Source organism: Marinobacter sp. BW6, assembly GCF_008107725.1.
Classification (GTDB): Bacteria; Pseudomonadota; Gammaproteobacteria; order Pseudomonadales; family Oleiphilaceae; genus Marinobacter.
The window spans coordinates 161,194-176,346 of the sequence record NZ_VIRN01000083.1 but is presented as its reverse complement, the minus strand read 5'-3'; the positions used below and the strand labels follow the sequence as shown (position 1 = coordinate 176,346).

Sequence of the window (15,153 nt, the reverse complement as noted above, 5' to 3'; positions counted from 1 at the left end):
TCGGTTAATGGGTTGGCTGGGATTCAGTTGGACCGGCGGCCAGCTTCTCTCTGGCTTCAGACAGTGCCTCTTCAGCCCGTTGTACCCGATCGTGGTTCTTGGCCACGGCCCGCTCCAGTTTTTCTAAGTTGTCTGCCTGCTGGGCTTTGGCGTCATCAAGCATGCCTTGCATGGTTTCCAGCTTTGACTGAGCCTGGCTCAGCTGCTTCTCAAGGGCCTCAATATCCGGTTTATCCTCCGCCGGCGCCGCACTGGGGGCAGGTGACTGGGACGCTTCGGTCTTTGCCTTCTTGCGGGCCAGGGCCTGTTCAACCAGCGCCGATTTGGCGGCACGCTCGTCAACGGCTTCACCTTCGGCAGCTGCTTTCTCCGCTTCGGCTTTCTTCTTGGCCTGGGCTTCGGCTGCGGCTTTCGCGCGCTCCTGCCGCCTCAGCTCTTTCTCTTGCTGCTCTCGCTCCAGACGCGCCTGGCGGGCCTCGAAGCGCTCACGGGCCCGGTCTGCCTTCAGTTGTTCGGCCTGTTGTGCACGGATCTCACCCTTGGCGAATCGGTAATACTGAACCAGCGGAATTGAACTCGGGCAAACGTAGGAGCAGGCTCCGCATTCAATACAGTCAAACAGGTTCAGGTGCTCCGCCTTTTCAAATTCGGTGGCCTTGGCGTGCCAGAACAGCTGTTGTGGTAAAAGCTCCATCGGGCAGGCTTCGGCGCACTGCCCACAGCGAATGCAGGGCTGCTCCGGCGGTGGTGCCGGCAATTCAGAGGCCGTCGCGGCGATCACACAGTTGGTGGTTTTGATCACCGGCACCGCCTCTGTCGTCAGCGTGTAGCCCATCATGGGGCCGCCAAGCACCAGGCGGCTGACTGCGTTCTGGTTGACACCGGCCTGCTCCAGCAGATGCTCAATTGGTGTGCCAATAAGAGTCTCGAAATTACCCGGTTCCCGAACGGCTTCCCCAGTGATGGTAACGATACGGGAAATCAGCGGTGTGCCATCGGACACCGCCTGTGCCACGGCAACGGCGGTTCCGATGTTCTGGCACATCACGCCGATATCGGCCGGAATGCCGCCGCTGGGTACTTCCATGCCGGTCAGTATCTGGATCAGCTGTTTCTCGCCACCGGAGGGATACTTGGTGGGAACAACCGCAATTTCGGTCTGGGTGCCTTCGGTGGCTTTTTGGAGCGCGGCAATGGCTTCCGGTTTGTTGTCTTCAATGCCAATCACGCAACGCTCGGGGCGCAGAATCCACGCCATGATTTTCAGCCCGGCAACCACCTCGTCGGCCTTTTCCCGCATGGTCATGTCATCAGCGGTGATATAGGGCTCGCATTCCGCGCCGTTCAGAATGAGCGTGCTGACCTTGCGATCCCTTGGTGGCCGGAGTTTGATATTGGTGGGAAAGCCGGCTCCACCCATGCCGGAAATACCGGCATCACGGATCATTTTCAGAACCTGGTCGCGCTCCAGAGAACGATAATCCGTCACTGGGCTGCGCTGGCACCATTGGTCCTCGCCGTCCGGTTTCAGGGTGATGCACCGGTCCGCCATGCCTGAGGGATGGGGGACAGGGAAGTCGGCAATGCTTTCGATCATCCCGGATGTCGGTGCATGAACGGGAACGCCCATGCCGGTTTTCACGTCGGCAATTTTCTGGCCCTTCAAAACCCGCTCACCCACCTCAACAATGGCCTCGGCCGGATCGCCGATGTGCTGCTGAAGTGGCAGTACCAGATAGTCAGGAACGCCTGCGTTGCGAATCGGGCGCGCGGTAGAAATGTCTTTGTGTTCCGGGGGGTGGATGCCGCCGGAGAAGTCCCAGAGTTGAGTCATCAGGCGCTGGCTCCCTGGCGATCAGTGGCAATAAGTCCGGATGTGGGCGGTGTCCAGGTCCAGGTGCGGATATCTGGCTCCACCGTCACCATGTCTATGCAATCCACCGGGCAGGGATCAACACACAGATCGCAGCCGGTGCATTCGCTTTCAATCACCGTGTGCATGTGTTTTGCGGCGCCAAGAATGGCGTCCACGGGGCAGGCCTGGATGCACTTGGTGCAACCGATGCATTCGTCTTCGCGAATAATCGCAACCCGTTTGACCTGCTCAACGCCATGCTCGGCGTCCAGTGGTTCCGGTTCCACATCAAGAAGGTCTGCCAGTGCCTTGATGGTGGACTCGCCACCGGGCGGGCATTTGTTGATGGGGCCGCCCTCGGCAATGGATTCGGCGTAGGGCCGACAGCCGGGATAACCGCACTGGCCGCACTGGGTCTGGGGCAGAAGGGCGTCGATCTGCTCGACCAGAGGGTTACCTTCTACCTTGAATCGTTCGGCCGCAAATCCGAGAAGGCCGCCGAAAACAACGGCCAGGGCCAGTAGAACCACAACGGCAACAAGAACGCTTGTCCACATAACCTGATACTCCTAATCCCGCCAGCCGGTCAAACGCTGACCAGGCCGCCAAAGCCCAGGAAAGCCAGAGCCATCAGCCCGGCCGTAACCAGGCCGATGGCAGCACCGCGAAAGGCAACCGGCACGTCGGCCACGGCAATACGCTCGCGCATGGCAGCGAACAGCACCAGAACCATGGAAAAGCCTGCTGCTGCGCCAAACCCGTACAATACCGACTCAACGAAATTGTTGTTCTTGTTGATGTTAAGAAGGGCAACGCCGAGCACCGCACAGTTCGTGGTGATCAGCGGCAGGAAGATGCCCAGCACCCGATACAGCAACGGGCTTGTCTTGCGGACCACCATCTCCGTGAACTGGACCACCACGGCAATCACCAGAATGAACGTGATGGTTCTGAGAAACGCCAGCTCCAGCGGTTCGAGCAGATAGGTGTAGGCAAGGTAACTGCACACCGATGCCAGGGTCAGCACAAACGTGGTGGCCAGCGACATACCCATGGCCGTCTCCAGCTTGCTGGACACGCCCATGAATGGGCACAGGCCCAGAAACTGAACCAGTACAAAATTGTTCACCAGAATGGTGCTGACCAGAATCAGCAGATATTCGGTCATTTACCTTGCTCCATTGGCCCCTGTCAGCGCTTTGCCCGGCCGCCCTTACATAATCCGCATGCCGGGCGTGGCGCCGGAATCCGGGGACAGGATGAAGATATCCTCACCACCGGGGCCCGCCGCCAGAACCATGCCCTCGGACATCCCGAACTTCATCTTCCGCGGCTTGAGGTTGGCGACCATGACCGTCAGGCGTCCTTCGAGATCTTCCGGCTTGTAGGCTGACTTGATACCAGCAAACACGTTGCGCTCGCCATGCCCTACGTCAAGGGTGAGACGAAGAAGCTTGTCGGCACCTTCAACATGCTCGGCTTTGACAATCTTAACGACCCGAAGATCCACTTTCGCGAAATCGCCAAATTCTATTTCATCCGCGATAGGCTCAAGATTGGCTGCAGGGGCCGGCTTGCCGGTCGCTGCAGGCAATTCCTCCTTGGAGGCATCCAGCATTTTCTCGATCTGGGCCATGTCCACACGGTTCATCAGCGGCTTGAACTTGTTGATGCCGTGGTTTTCCAGGCGTTCGCTCCGATTGTTCCAGTCCAGCGGCGCGTTCAGGAACGCCTCGGAGGCCTTCGCGGTTTCCGGCAGTACGGGCGTCAGGTAGGTCATCAGAAGATGGAACATGTTGATGGCGTTGGTGCAGATGGCCTGAAGATTTTCGTCCTGACCTTCCTGCTTGGCGATGACCCACGGCTGCTCATCATTGACATACTGATTGGCAATGTCAGCCAGCTCCATGATGCGGCGCATCGCGCGGCCAAATTCGCGGGTCTCGTAGAATTCCTCGATTTCCTTGCCGGCCTCGATGAATTCTTTCAGTTTGGCGTGCTCGGTAACCTGACCAAGCTGACCGTCGAAGCGCTTGGTAATGAAGCCAGCACTGCGGCTGGCAATGTTGACCACCTTGCCCACCAGATCCGAGTTCACCCGGGCGGCAAAGTCCTCAAGGTTCAGGTCCATGTCATCGACGCTGCCGGTCAGTTTGGCGGCAAAGTAGTAGCGCAGGTATTCCGGGTTCAGGTGGTCCAGGTAGGTGCGCGCCATGATAAACGTACCCCGGGACTTGGACATCTTCTTACCGTTAACGGTCACAAAGCCGTGGGCCCAGACCGCGGTCGGTGTGCGGAAGCCAGCATCATGCAGCATGGACGGCCAGAACAGCGCGTGAAAGTTGATGATGTCCTTGCCGATGAAGTGGTAGACCTCAGCGGTGGAATCGGCTTTCCAGAAGTGCTCGAAATCGATGCCTTCACGGTTGCAGAGGTTCTTGAAGCTGGCCAGGTACCCAATAGGCGCGTCCAGCCAGACATAGAAGTATTTGCCCGGCGCGTCCGGGATTTCGAACCCGAAGTAGGGCGCATCACGGCTGATATCCCACTCCTGCAGGCCGGCATCCAGCCACTCTGCCAGCTTGTTGGCGACCTGGGGCTGAAGAGTACCGCTGCGGGTCCAGTTGGCGAGGAAGTCCTGGAAGTCCGGTAGCTTGAAGAAATAGTGCTCGGATTCCTTCTCGATGGGTGTCGCGCCGGAAACCGCCGAACGGGGATTAATCAGCTCGGAAGGCGTGTAGGTGGCGCCACAGGCCTCGCAGTTATCACCGTACTGGTCCTCGGTCTTGCACTTGGGGCAGGTGCCCTTGATGAACCGGTCCGCCAGGAACATGTTCTTTTCCGGGTCGTAGGATTGGGTGATCTTGCGCGTGGCAATGTGCCCGTTTTCCTGGAGCTGACGGTAAATGTACTCCGAGAACTGACGGTTCTCCTCGGAGTGGGTGGTGTAATAGTTGTCAAAGCGGATGTGGAACCCGGCAAAGTCTTCCTGGTGCTCCTCCCGAATCCTGTCGATCAGCTGCTCGGAGGTAATACCTTCCCGCTCGGCGCGGAGCATGATGGCGGTGCCGTGGGCATCGTCGGCGCAAACGTAGTAACAGTTCTGGCCCCGCATCTTCTGATAGCGCACCCAGATGTCGGTCTGAATGTATTCCAGCAGGTGCCCGAGATGAATAGGGCCGTTGGCGTACGGCAGGGCGCTGGTAACCAGAATATCGCGCTGTTGCTTGCTCGCTTGCGTCATGGTGATGTCCGAACCTTATGTTGACACGGGTTGGAAAGACAAAACGGGGTCTGGCGGCTATTTAAATTGATTGCGCCAGGTAAAGACCCCATATGGTCAGAAACGGGCACAGATGATACCTTCCGAGCAGATAATTTTCACCCGAATCACCTGTTTCCGTGCTTAAAATCGAGCATGAGCTTATTCCGGAGAACCCGATGACACAGATTTCTGAGCAGGCCCTGCAAGCAGCGGTTCGCGAGTACCGCGATCCATACCTCAACAAGGACCTCTACGAACTGGGTGCCGTAAAATCCCTGAACGCCGACGAGAGCGGAAACGTCACCCTCATGGTTGAACTGCCATACCCCTCGAAAGGCATCGCAGGTGCCCTCAAGCAGCTGGTCGGTAATGCTCTGGAAGACGTCGAAGGTGTCGAGAACGTGGACGTCCACGTGGGCCAGAAAATCCACTCCTACAAAGTCCAGAAAGACCTGCCCTCCGTCCCTGGCGTTAAAAACATCATCGCCGTGGCCTCCGGCAAAGGCGGTGTCGGCAAATCCACCACAGCCGTTAACTTGGCTCTGGCACTTCAGGCCGAAGGCGCCAGAGTCGGCATCCTCGACGCCGACATATACGGCCCCAGCATCGGCATGATGCTCGGCGTGCCCGAAGGCAAACGCCCGGACACCCGCGAAAACAAATATTTCGTCCCCATGGACGCCCACGGCCTCCAGGCCAACTCCATGGCCTTTGTCGTTACCGAGAAAACCCCCATGGTCTGGCGTGGCCCCATGGTCAGCGGCGCCGTGATGCAATTGCTCCAGCAGACCCTCTGGAACGAACTCGACTACCTCATCGTCGACATGCCCCCCGGCACCGGCGATATCCAGCTCACCCTGGCCCAGAAAGTCCCGGTCACCGGTGCCGTCATCGTCACCACTCCCCAGGACATCGCCCTGCTGGACGGTAAAAAAGGCATCGAAATGTTCCGCAAAGTCGACATTCCCGTGTTGGGCGTTGTCGAAAACATGAGTGTCCACATCTGCAGCAACTGCGGCCACGAAGAGCCGTTGTTCGGCCATGGTGGCGGCGAGCGCATCGCCCAGGAATACGACACCGCACTTCTCGGCCAGCTGCCCCTGCACATGACCATCCGCGAACAGACAGACGGCGGCACCCCCTCGGTGATCGCAGAACCGGACTCCGAAGTAGCGCGGCGGTATCGCGACATCGCCAGAAGGGTAGGGGCTGAACTGTCGACCCGTGAGCGGAACCTTTCCGGTTCGATCTCAAGCGTTTCGGTGACCGAGCACTGACAGACCCGGAGCGAACAGGTAAACTACGCCCCAATTTTCCCAGTGGATACGAGACTTCGCCAATGAGCATCAAATCCGACAAGTGGATTCGCCGGATGTCCGAACAACACGGCATGATCGAACCGTTTGAAAGCGGACAGGTTCGTGAAACCGAAAAAGGCCGCGTGATCTCCTACGGCACCTCCAGCTACGGCTACGACGTACGCTGCAGCAACGAATTCAAAATCTTCACCAACGTCCACTCCGCCACCGTGGACCCGAAGAATTTCGATGAAAACAGCTTCGTCAACTACACCGGCGACGTCTGCATCATCCCGCCGAACTCCTTTGCGCTGGCCCGCACCGTTGAATACTTCCGCATCCCGCGAAGCGTGTTGACCATCTGCCTGGGCAAGTCCACCTATGCTCGATGCGGCATCATCGTCAACGTCACCCCTCTGGAGCCGGAATGGGAAGGCCAGGTTACCCTGGAGTTCTCCAACACCACCAACCTGCCGGCAAAGATCTACGCCAACGAAGGCGTGGCCCAGATGCTTTTCTTCGAATCCGACGAGATTTGCGAAACCAGCTACAAAGACCGGGGCGGCAAGTATCTTGGCCAGACCGGCGTGACTCTGCCCAGGACATGAACGCCAACCAGTTCCTGAAAGCCGTTTCACAACTGCAGGGCTGGCGCGAATGCGCCTTCCTGCTCGCTCTGGCTGAGCGCTCATTCCCGAACTACGCGCTGTTTGCCGATGCCATGGGCCTGAAGACCGGTGCCAAAATGCGCCAGCTTCTGGATCTCGGCTGGGACCTGCTCCAAAAGGACGTCTCCGAATCGGCGATCCCGCAGCTGCTCGCCAAACTGGAAACCCTGTCGCCAGACGTGGACGCCTACGATGCCTACGGTGTTTACCCGGCCTTCGACTTCTGTCAGCTACTGGAGCAGGCGCTGCTGAACCGCCTGAACCCGTCCAAACACCGCGCTACCGATGCGTCACAGATGGCGACCGGAACCGTGATGAACTTTATTGAGCTGTCCGAAGGGGAAGACCTCGAGGAAGACGAGCTCGTTCGTCTGCTCGATCACCACCCGTTGATGAAAGAAGACAAAACCTTCCAGCGGAACCTGATCCTGGAGCTGAAGCGCCAACGCACGCCAACCGATCAGTTCGTGGCCCGTCTCCGGGAAGATGCAGCCAACGAGGGCGTCAGTAACCTTGGCATTTCGCTCACCGAATAAACGTTGGGGAGCGAGCAAGCTACACTTCCGGTATTACCCGTTATATTCAGATTAGGTCAGATGGATTTTACCCCATGAAACTCTCTGCTTTTGGTCGCAAGTTCACCGCCGATGCCGGTATCACGTCCCTGATGGATGACCTGGGTAATGCCATGGCGTCCGGTGACGACATGATCATGATGGGTGGCGGAAATCCCGGGCATATTCCCGAAATCCAGCAGAGAGTGCAGGAAATTCTCGCGGATATGAGCCGTAACGAGGGCGATGTTCGTCGTCTGGTCGGTATCTACGATCCGCCCCAGGGGGAAAAGCAGTTTATCGCGTCGCTCGCCGAGCTGCTCAACCGCGAATATTGCTGGGGCCTGAAACCCGAGAATATCGCTCTGACCAACGGCAGCCAGGCGGCCTTCTTCATGTTGTTCAACATGTTTGGCGGAGACTACGGGGACGGCAACCGCAAGCATATTCTTTTGCCGCTTGCGCCCGAGTACATCGGCTACGCCGACGCCGGCATCGAACCAGGCCTGTTCCATGCGGTTCAGCCAGACATCTCTTTCACTGATGCTCACGAATTCAAGTACCGGGTGGATTTTGATGCCGTGGAAGTGACCGGCGAGACCGGGGCTATCTGCGTGTCGCGGCCCACCAATCCAACCGGTAACGTCGTTACTGACGAGGAGCTTGCACGGCTGGAAGAGCTTGCCCGCCAGCACGATGTCCCTCTGATCGTCGACGGCGCCTATGGCACGCCCTTTCCCAGCTTGCTATTCGTTGATGCAACCCCGACCTGGAACGATCAGATTATCCTCTGCCTGAGCCTTTCGAAGCTTGGCCTGCCGGCGGCGAGAACAGGTATCGTGATTGCGGCCGAGCCGGTCATCAAGGCGTTGTCAGGCATTAACGCCATCATGAATCTGGCTACGGGCAGTTTTGGCGCCATGCTGGCGGAGCCATTGGTTCGCTCGGGTGAGATCCTATCCCTGAGTCGGGATGTGGTTTGCCCGTTCTACAAGGCGAAAATGGAGCGGGCGGTGGCCGCTTTCCGCGAGGCCATGGGGGGGGACAGTTGTCGTTGGTACGTCCATAAACCCGAAGGCGCCATGTTCCTGTGGCTCTGGTTTCCGGACCTGCCGATTACCAGCCTTGAGTTATATCAGCGGCTGAAGAGCCGGGGTGTTCTGGTGGTTTCCGGGCATTATTTCTTCCCGGGGCTGCCGGAGGATGGCTGGAAGCATCGGAACGAATGCCTGCGCGTGACCTATTCCCAGGACGACGACCGGGTTGCCGAGGGCCTTCGGATCATCGCTGATGAGGTCAAGGCTGTCTGGCGGGAGGCCGGGCGCGATTTCTAGCGCTCGAACTCCGCTTCCTTGAGTTTCAACTCATAGGTGCTGCCGTCCGGTTCCACCTGTCTGAGGCGGACGAGCAGGAAATTCTGTTCCGGCGAGAACCACATCAGGGTCTGGCGCTTCGAGTCCTCGCGAACCTTCTCCGCCTTGAGGGTCGCCCTCTGTTCACTGCCGGTGTTCATGCTCTCGCCATTGATCACCGCGAAGCTGTCGGTGTCTATGGAGTTGCCGTCGAGCACCCGGTAGGTCATTTCCCGCTTACCGTTCTTGATGTCCTGGTGCAGCTGAAGCTGATAACCCAGGGGATCCAGCAGGCCTTCCTCCAGTGCCAGCTCAAAGGGTTTTCCCTTGTACTCTCCGGTCGCGATACCTTCGGACCAGTCAAAGTCGATGGAGTTCTTCCGATCACTGATCAGAAAACCCGATAAGCGATACCGGTATCGCATGGGTATAACTTGGCCGTCCTCCCAGCGGAATATCAGCGATTCGTCGATACTGACAATAAAGGAATCCACATCCGTGCGGTACAACCAGACATCGTTGCCCTGGGAGGTGAGTGTACGTTTTGCCGTGCCATTGAGGGAGAGGCCCTTCTCCATGGCTGCGGTGTAGCTTGCCTCGAAAGGAGCTAGCTCCGCTTCGGTCTGTGCGTGCAGAGTGACCGGCCCGGCAAGAATGCCGAAGCAGGTCAGCAAGGTCACGCAACCTATTCTGGTGAGTCGTCGTGAAAGCATCTTGTTAAACCCGAACCGTTACCGTCATCAATGGCGACAGTGTAGCTGCTTGGGCAGTATGCGGGGATGACAATTCGTTCAGGCGATGTATCAGTTGTCTGGCAGGCGCATCGGAGCGTTCAAGGGTTCGCCGTCGAACAACACGTAATCACTGCCCAGTTGAATCCGGCCTTCGCAGAACCAGCGGACAACAATGGGGTAAAGGATGTGCTCCTTGGCCTGTACCTTTTCTGCGAGGCTTTCGGGGGTGTCATCGGAAGCAATGGCTACTTCTGCCTGGGTAATAACCGGGCCGCCATCCAGCTCCTCGGTAACGAAGTGGATAGAAACGCCGTGAACCGTATCGCCCGCTTCCAGTGCCCGGCGGTGAGTGTTCAGTCCGGTGTACTTGGGCAGCAGGGAAGGGTGAATGTTCAGCATCTTGCCCCGGAATGCGCGGACAAAATCAGTGGTCAGAATCCGCATGAAGCCTGCCAGCACGATCAGATCCGGATTGTAGCGGAGGATTTCCGCCATCAAGGAGGCATCAAACTCGTCTCGGGATTCGAAGTTCTTGTGGTTTACCACGAAGGTTTCGATATTGGCCTGGGCAGCGCGTTCTAGGGCAAAAGCACCAGGCTGGTTGCAGCCGACGGCCACTATTTGGCCCGGGAAATCCCGCTCACGGCTGGCATCGATCAGTGCCTGGAGGTTGGTGCCACTGCCGGATGCAAGTACCAGAATTTTGGGCAAGGGAGTCTGATCTGCCTTCATGCCGACAACAGCCCCGGTGCGTAGCGAACGCAGGCATCCACCTCTTCGCTGTCTGCCCGCTCTATCACCCCTACCGGCCAGGCGTGCTCGCCCAGTGCTTTCAGGGTGTCCAGAGCCAGCTCCTTCTGATTGGCCGGCACGCAGACAATCATGCCGATACCACAGTTGAACGTGCGGTACATCTCTTCACTGGCAACGCCGCCGTTGTCCTTGAGCCACTGGAATACCGGGGGCAGCGACCAGCTGTCGGTATCAATCGCGGCAATGGTGCCATTTGGCAGGACCCTGGGAATGTTCTCCGGAAGGCCGCCGCCGGTGATGTGGGAAAGTGCCCGGACGTCCACTTCACGAATCAGCTGAAGGAGGTTTTTGACATAGATTCGGGTCGGCGCCATCAAAGCATTGGCAAGGGTGGTATCGCCCATTGGCTGGTCGAGGTCGGCGTTGCTTACTTCCAGAATCTTCCGAATCAGGGAGTAGCCGTTGGAGTGGGGGCCGGAGGAGCCCAGGGCGATAAGCACGTCTCCGGACTGAACCCGGCCGCCATCGATAATCTCGCTGCGCTCGGCAACGCCCACGCAGAAACCTGCAAGATCGTAGTCGTCGCCTTCGTACATGCCCGGCATTTCGGCAGTTTCGCCGCCTACCAGCGCGCAACCAGCCTGTTCGCAGCCTTCGCCGATGCCGGCGACAACCTGGGCCGCTACGTCTACGTTGAGCTTTCCGGTCGCATAATAGTCCAGGAAGAACAGTGGTTCAGCGCCACCGACCACCAAGTCGTTCACGCACATGGCGACCAGATCAATACCAATGCTGTCATGCTTGTCCAGCTGCATGGCCAGTCTGAGCTTGGTGCCCACACCGTCAGTGCCGGAAACCAGAACCGGCTCGTTGTATCCGGCGGGAATCGAGACCATGGCGCCGAAGCCGCCCAGACCGCCAAGAACCTCCGGGCGACGGGTGCGCGCTGCGGTGTCCTTGATTCGACTGACGAGTTCATTGCCTGCATCGATATCGACGCCAGCATCGCGGTAGGTCAGGGAGGGCTTCTGTTCGCTCATGGTGTACTTAACCGTTGGCCAGTGGGTCAGGCGGCGGATTTTAACAGGTGCGGTGTGGTGCTCCAAATGTATATTGCTTTTCTGAAATCCGGGGCCGCTACTCACGCCTTGGGGCATGGTGTATCCTATGCGCCATTCATGCGAATTGCAGGGTGTTTCATGTCAGTATCAGGACAAAAGCCGGCACACAGGTCTGTATCCGCGGCGTGGTTCTTTGCGTTGTTTTCTTTTCTGCTGGTCGGGTTTTCCGCCCAGGTGACCGCAGTGACAGTTTCCGGTCTTTATTCAGCCAAGGTTCCGGTGGCGGGATCCTCGCCGGGTCAGCTGGCCCAGGGGTATGCGGATGGCCTTAGTCAGGTGCTTGTCCGGGTTTCCGGTACTCGTGACGTGCTGGCAATGGAGGGCGTTGAAACACTGCTGTCCGATGCTGAGTCGTTATTGCTTTCCTATCAGGTTGCCCGGGATGAATTCGGTCAGAGTGTTCTGAGCATGTCCTTCGGGGCGGTCGGTGTGAACCGCGCCCTGGCCTCGATTAATGCGCCGGTATGGGGGGCGAACAGACCCCTCACGTTGGCCTGGATCGCCGCCGAGGATCGGGGTTCGCGAACCCTGGTTACCCGGCCTGAAGGAGGCTCCGGCCAGGAAAGCGCCGGAACCTGGCGAGCTGCGTTCGATGAGGCCGCCAGGAAGCGGGGCTTGCCCGTGGCGCTCCCATCATCGGATTACACCTCGGACCGGGAGCTACTTTCGGATATCTGGGGGCAGTTTATTGGTCGGGTGAAGTCTGCCTCCGAAGATCTTGATCATGATGTGTTGGCGTTGGTGCGGGTCAGCCGCACGGGTGGGCAATGGCGTGCCGGTTGGGTGTTCGACGGTATGGCCATGAATGCTGGTGAAGAATCGATAACCGCCCAGACGCCGGAGGCATTGGCGGAAGCCATGATTAATCGCTGGGCCGAGCTATACGCCAGCCGATACGCGGTTGCCGCTTCGGAGGTGGGAGATTCCCCTCAGGTGGATATTGTTCTGCGCGGCGTGTCCTCACTTGAAGACTATGCCAGAGCCAATAAGGTGCTGGAGGGTCTGACGCCCGTTGTCAGTGTCGGCGCCCACCGGGTACGCGATGAACAGCTTACCCTGCGGGTGGCCTTTTCCGGCGAATTGGACCAGCTTCGTGAATATATCGCCCTGGACCCGCGCTTTGTTCCAATGGAGTCGGACCTTCCGGCCGAACCGTCAGGTACCGACCGGATAACAACGGATCAGGTGGCGTCGTCTGCCACGAATGCTGAAGACACGCCCGAAAGCGAGGAAGCGCAACCGGTGGACCCGGATCAGCAAACCTCTGCTGAAGGGTCCGAAGAGACTGAACTGTTTACCTATCAGCCGGTGCCCGTCGATGAGGAAGAGGCCAGGGAGGCGTTCGAATCCCTGTACCAGGTTCTGTATTATCGTTGGCAACCGTCTTCTGTCATCGGGAGCGATGGCGGCGAATAAGGTGTAACCGGAGGGAGTCTTTTGAATTTGCACCGCTGGCGCTGGATTCCCAATGCCCTGACGTTCCTGCGCATCCTTCTGATTGCGCCCTTTGCGGGAGCGCTCTTGGCCGGAGATTATCGCCGGGCGCTGCTGATATTCTTTCTGGCGGCTGGCACTGACGCGGTTGACGGCTTCCTGGCCCGGCATTTCAACTGGCGTTCGAGGCTTGGGGCAATCGCTGACCCCCTGGCTGACAAGGCCCTGCTGATTACGGCCTACCTGATGCTTACGCTCACTGCCATTCTTCCGGTTTGGCTGTTTTTGCTGGTTCTGGGTCGGGACCTGCTGATTGTGGTCGGGGCATTGGCTTACCACTACACGGTTGGCCGTTACGATATGGAGCCCAGCATCCCGGGCAAGATCAATACCTTTATCCAGATTCTCGTCGCCCTGGCCATTATCGTGCTACTGGCTGATTTGCCGATGCAGCCCTGGGTCGTGGATGCCGGCATTCTCCTGGTGGCTGTATCAACTGTGTTTAGCGGAGCGCACTACCTTTTCGTGTGGGGATTACGTGCCTGGAGGGCTACCCGGTCATGACTGCGTCTCAGTTGGTGCTCGGGGTCAAGTTGCGTGATGATGCCCGGTTCGACAACTTCCATGGCGACCGGAACACGAGTGCGGCCCAGCGTCTTGAAACCGTGTGTCATCAACCTGATGATGTTCCGGTGGTTGTTCTGTGTGGCGATGCCGATACTGGCAAAAGCCATCTTTTGCAGGCGGTGTGCCACCTGGGCGAAAAACAGGGCAAGGCTGCGGTCTGTATCAGCATTGCAGAGCTTGAGCCTTTTGGTCCTGATGCCTTGGCGGGGCTTGAGACTCACGACATCGTCTGTCTGGATGATGTCGACCGCATCACAGGCGAGCGGATGTGGGAAGAGGCCATTTTTCATCTTTATAACCGGATACAGGACCGGGGCGGTCTTTTGCTGGTGAGTCTGGCCGATTTGCCAGCCAGTCTGCCCTTTGAGTTGCCGGATCTGGTCTCGAGATTCAGTCACGGATTGATCATTCAGCTGGGTATCTACCGGGATGAGGATCGCCTGAAGATTCTGAGGGCCCGGGCCGAGAAGCGAGGGCTGGTGATGGCGGACGACGTAGCCAGCTACATTATGCGCCGGGCGCCTCGAAGGCTCGGTGATTTGCTGGGAATTCTCGATATACTGGATGAAAATTCACTTCAGGCGCAGAGAAGACTGACTATCCCGTTTGTGAAAACAGTGATGGGTTGGTGAGTTGGACTGAATTCATCGTAGGGCAGAAAACGATAACGGGTTCATCAAGGGAGAGACAAAATGAGACGGGTGGTATTTAACCAGAAAGGCGGTGTCGGCAAGTCCAGTATCACGTGCAATCTCGCAGCTATCAGTGCCGCTCGTGGGAAACGAACCCTGGTAGTGGATCTCGATCCCCAGGGCAACTCCACCCATTACCTGTTGGGCAAGCCCGCCAGCGAGCTCAAAGACACCGTTGCCGATATGCTTGAACAGACGGTTGCATTCACTGTGTTCAACCGCAGGCCGGACGAGTTTGTCCACGCCTCACCGTTCAAGAACCTGTTTGTGATGCCTTCCAGCCCGGAGCTGGACTTTCTGGAGCGCAAGCTTGAAGCCAAGCATAAGATTTACAAGCTGAGAGAGGCACTGAAAAAGCTGGGCGAATCCTTCGATGCGATCTACATCGACACCGCGCCCGCGTTGAATTTCTACACCCGTTCAGCGCTGATCGCCGCCCAGCGCTGCCTGATTCCGTTCGATTGTGACGATTTCTCTCGTCAGGCCCTTTACAACATCCTCAACGAAATCCGAGATCTTCAAGAAGATCATAACGAAGATCTTGTGGTGGAGGGGATTGTTGCGAACCAGTTCCAGCCGCGTGCCAGTCTGCCGAAGCAACTGGTCCGGGAACTTATCGAAGAAGGCTTGCCGGTCCTCCCTGTACGGCTCTCAAGTTCCGTGAAGATGAAAGAATCCCATCAGAGCCGGCAGCCCCTGATTCATATGGCTCCCAAGCACCCGTTGACGCAGCAGTATGAGGACCTATTCCGGGTTCTGCATGGTGAAACCGTGGAGCTTGAGCCGCTCACCGACTGAAG

At 58.0% G+C, this 15,153-nt stretch carries 15 protein-coding genes; 8 read left to right on the top strand and 7 right to left on the bottom strand.

The window, feature by feature from the left end:
• Nucleotides 1-4 precede the first annotated feature (4 nt).
• The 4 genes from rsxC to metG are packed head-to-tail and all read right to left on the bottom strand — an operon-like array spanning nt 5 to nt 5,099.
• Nucleotides 5-1,834: an electron transport complex subunit RsxC gene (gene rsxC / locus FMN52_RS19430; RefSeq protein WP_148610256.1), complete on the bottom strand. Its 1,830-nt coding sequence runs from the start codon at nt 1,832-1,834 to the stop codon at nt 5-7.
• Entirely contained in the window at nt 1,834-2,412 is a 579-nt protein-coding gene (gene rsxB, locus FMN52_RS19425; protein ID WP_148610255.1) for an electron transport complex subunit RsxB, read from the bottom strand. Before rsxB ends, rsxC begins: the two co-directional genes overlap by 1 nt.
• A 29-nt stretch (nt 2,413-2,441) precedes the next feature.
• Nucleotides 2,442-3,023 carry an electron transport complex subunit RsxA gene (rsxA, locus tag FMN52_RS19420; RefSeq protein WP_148610254.1) on the bottom strand — a complete coding sequence of 194 codons (582 nt, stop codon included), beginning with the start codon at nt 3,021-3,023 and terminating at the stop codon, nt 2,442-2,444.
• Nucleotides 3,024-3,068: 45 nt separating this feature from the next.
• The gene (gene metG, locus FMN52_RS19415; RefSeq protein ID WP_148610253.1) at nt 3,069-5,099 is read right to left on the bottom strand and encodes a methionine--tRNA ligase; all 2,031 of its coding nucleotides are present in this window, start codon (nt 5,097-5,099) and stop codon (nt 3,069-3,071) included.
• Nucleotides 5,100-5,296: 197 nt separating this feature from the next.
• Here metG and apbC point away from each other — a divergent pair, with 197 nt between their 5' ends.
• The 4 genes from apbC to FMN52_RS19395 all read left to right on the top strand — a co-directional run bounded on the left by apbC (nt 5,297) and on the right by FMN52_RS19395 (nt 8,974).
• Nucleotides 5,297-6,397: an iron-sulfur cluster carrier protein ApbC gene (apbC, locus tag FMN52_RS19410; protein WP_148610252.1), complete on the top strand. Its 1,101-nt coding sequence runs from the start codon at nt 5,297-5,299 to the stop codon at nt 6,395-6,397.
• 62 nt (nt 6,398-6,459) lie between these two features.
• Nucleotides 6,460-7,026: a dCTP deaminase gene (dcd, locus tag FMN52_RS19405; RefSeq protein ID WP_008172848.1), complete on the top strand. Its 567-nt coding sequence runs from the start codon at nt 6,460-6,462 to the stop codon at nt 7,024-7,026.
• A complete protein-coding gene (locus FMN52_RS19400; protein WP_148610251.1) occupies nt 7,023-7,622 on the top strand; it encodes a YjaG family protein in 600 nt (199 codons plus the stop codon). Before dcd ends, FMN52_RS19400 begins: the two co-directional genes overlap by 4 nt.
• Before the next feature lie 74 nt (nt 7,623-7,696).
• Nucleotides 7,697-8,974 (top strand): valine--pyruvate transaminase, encoded by a 1,278-nt coding sequence (locus tag FMN52_RS19395; RefSeq protein WP_148610250.1) that lies wholly within the window; start codon nt 7,697-7,699, stop codon nt 8,972-8,974.
• Here the strand turns inward: FMN52_RS19395 and FMN52_RS19390 are convergent.
• From FMN52_RS19390 to purM, 3 genes are all read right to left on the bottom strand, one after another.
• Nucleotides 8,971-9,705 (bottom strand): DUF3108 domain-containing protein, encoded by a 735-nt coding sequence (locus tag FMN52_RS19390; protein WP_148610249.1) that lies wholly within the window; start codon nt 9,703-9,705, stop codon nt 8,971-8,973. The genes FMN52_RS19395 and FMN52_RS19390 overlap by 4 nt on opposite strands.
• A gap of 90 nt (nt 9,706-9,795) precedes the next feature.
• Nucleotides 9,796-10,458: a phosphoribosylglycinamide formyltransferase gene (gene purN / locus FMN52_RS19385; RefSeq protein WP_148610248.1), complete on the bottom strand. Its 663-nt coding sequence runs from the start codon at nt 10,456-10,458 to the stop codon at nt 9,796-9,798.
• Complete coding sequence (gene purM / locus FMN52_RS19380; protein WP_148610247.1) at nt 10,455-11,519, bottom strand: phosphoribosylformylglycinamidine cyclo-ligase; 1,065 nt, start codon at nt 11,517-11,519, stop codon at nt 10,455-10,457. Before purM ends, purN begins: the two co-directional genes overlap by 4 nt.
• A 264-nt stretch (nt 11,520-11,783) precedes the next feature.
• Between purM and FMN52_RS19375 the strand changes: the two genes are divergently transcribed.
• The 4 genes from FMN52_RS19375 to FMN52_RS19360 are packed head-to-tail and all read left to right on the top strand — an operon-like array spanning nt 11,784 to nt 15,151.
• Nucleotides 11,784-13,016: a DUF2066 domain-containing protein gene (locus FMN52_RS19375; protein ID WP_240339545.1), complete on the top strand. Its 1,233-nt coding sequence runs from the start codon at nt 11,784-11,786 to the stop codon at nt 13,014-13,016.
• A 21-nt stretch (nt 13,017-13,037) separates the two neighbouring features.
• The gene (locus FMN52_RS19370; RefSeq protein ID WP_205424979.1) at nt 13,038-13,598 is read left to right on the top strand and encodes a CDP-alcohol phosphatidyltransferase family protein; all 561 of its coding nucleotides are present in this window, start codon (nt 13,038-13,040) and stop codon (nt 13,596-13,598) included.
• Nucleotides 13,595-14,293 (top strand): DnaA regulatory inactivator Hda, encoded by a 699-nt coding sequence (hda, locus tag FMN52_RS19365; protein WP_148610246.1) that lies wholly within the window; start codon nt 13,595-13,597, stop codon nt 14,291-14,293. The genes FMN52_RS19370 and hda overlap by 4 nt, the downstream gene beginning before the upstream one ends.
• 60 nt (nt 14,294-14,353) lie before the next feature.
• The gene (locus tag FMN52_RS19360; protein ID WP_148610245.1) at nt 14,354-15,151 is read left to right on the top strand and encodes a ParA family protein; all 798 of its coding nucleotides are present in this window, start codon (nt 14,354-14,356) and stop codon (nt 15,149-15,151) included.
• Nucleotides 15,152-15,153: the final 2 nt, after the last annotated feature.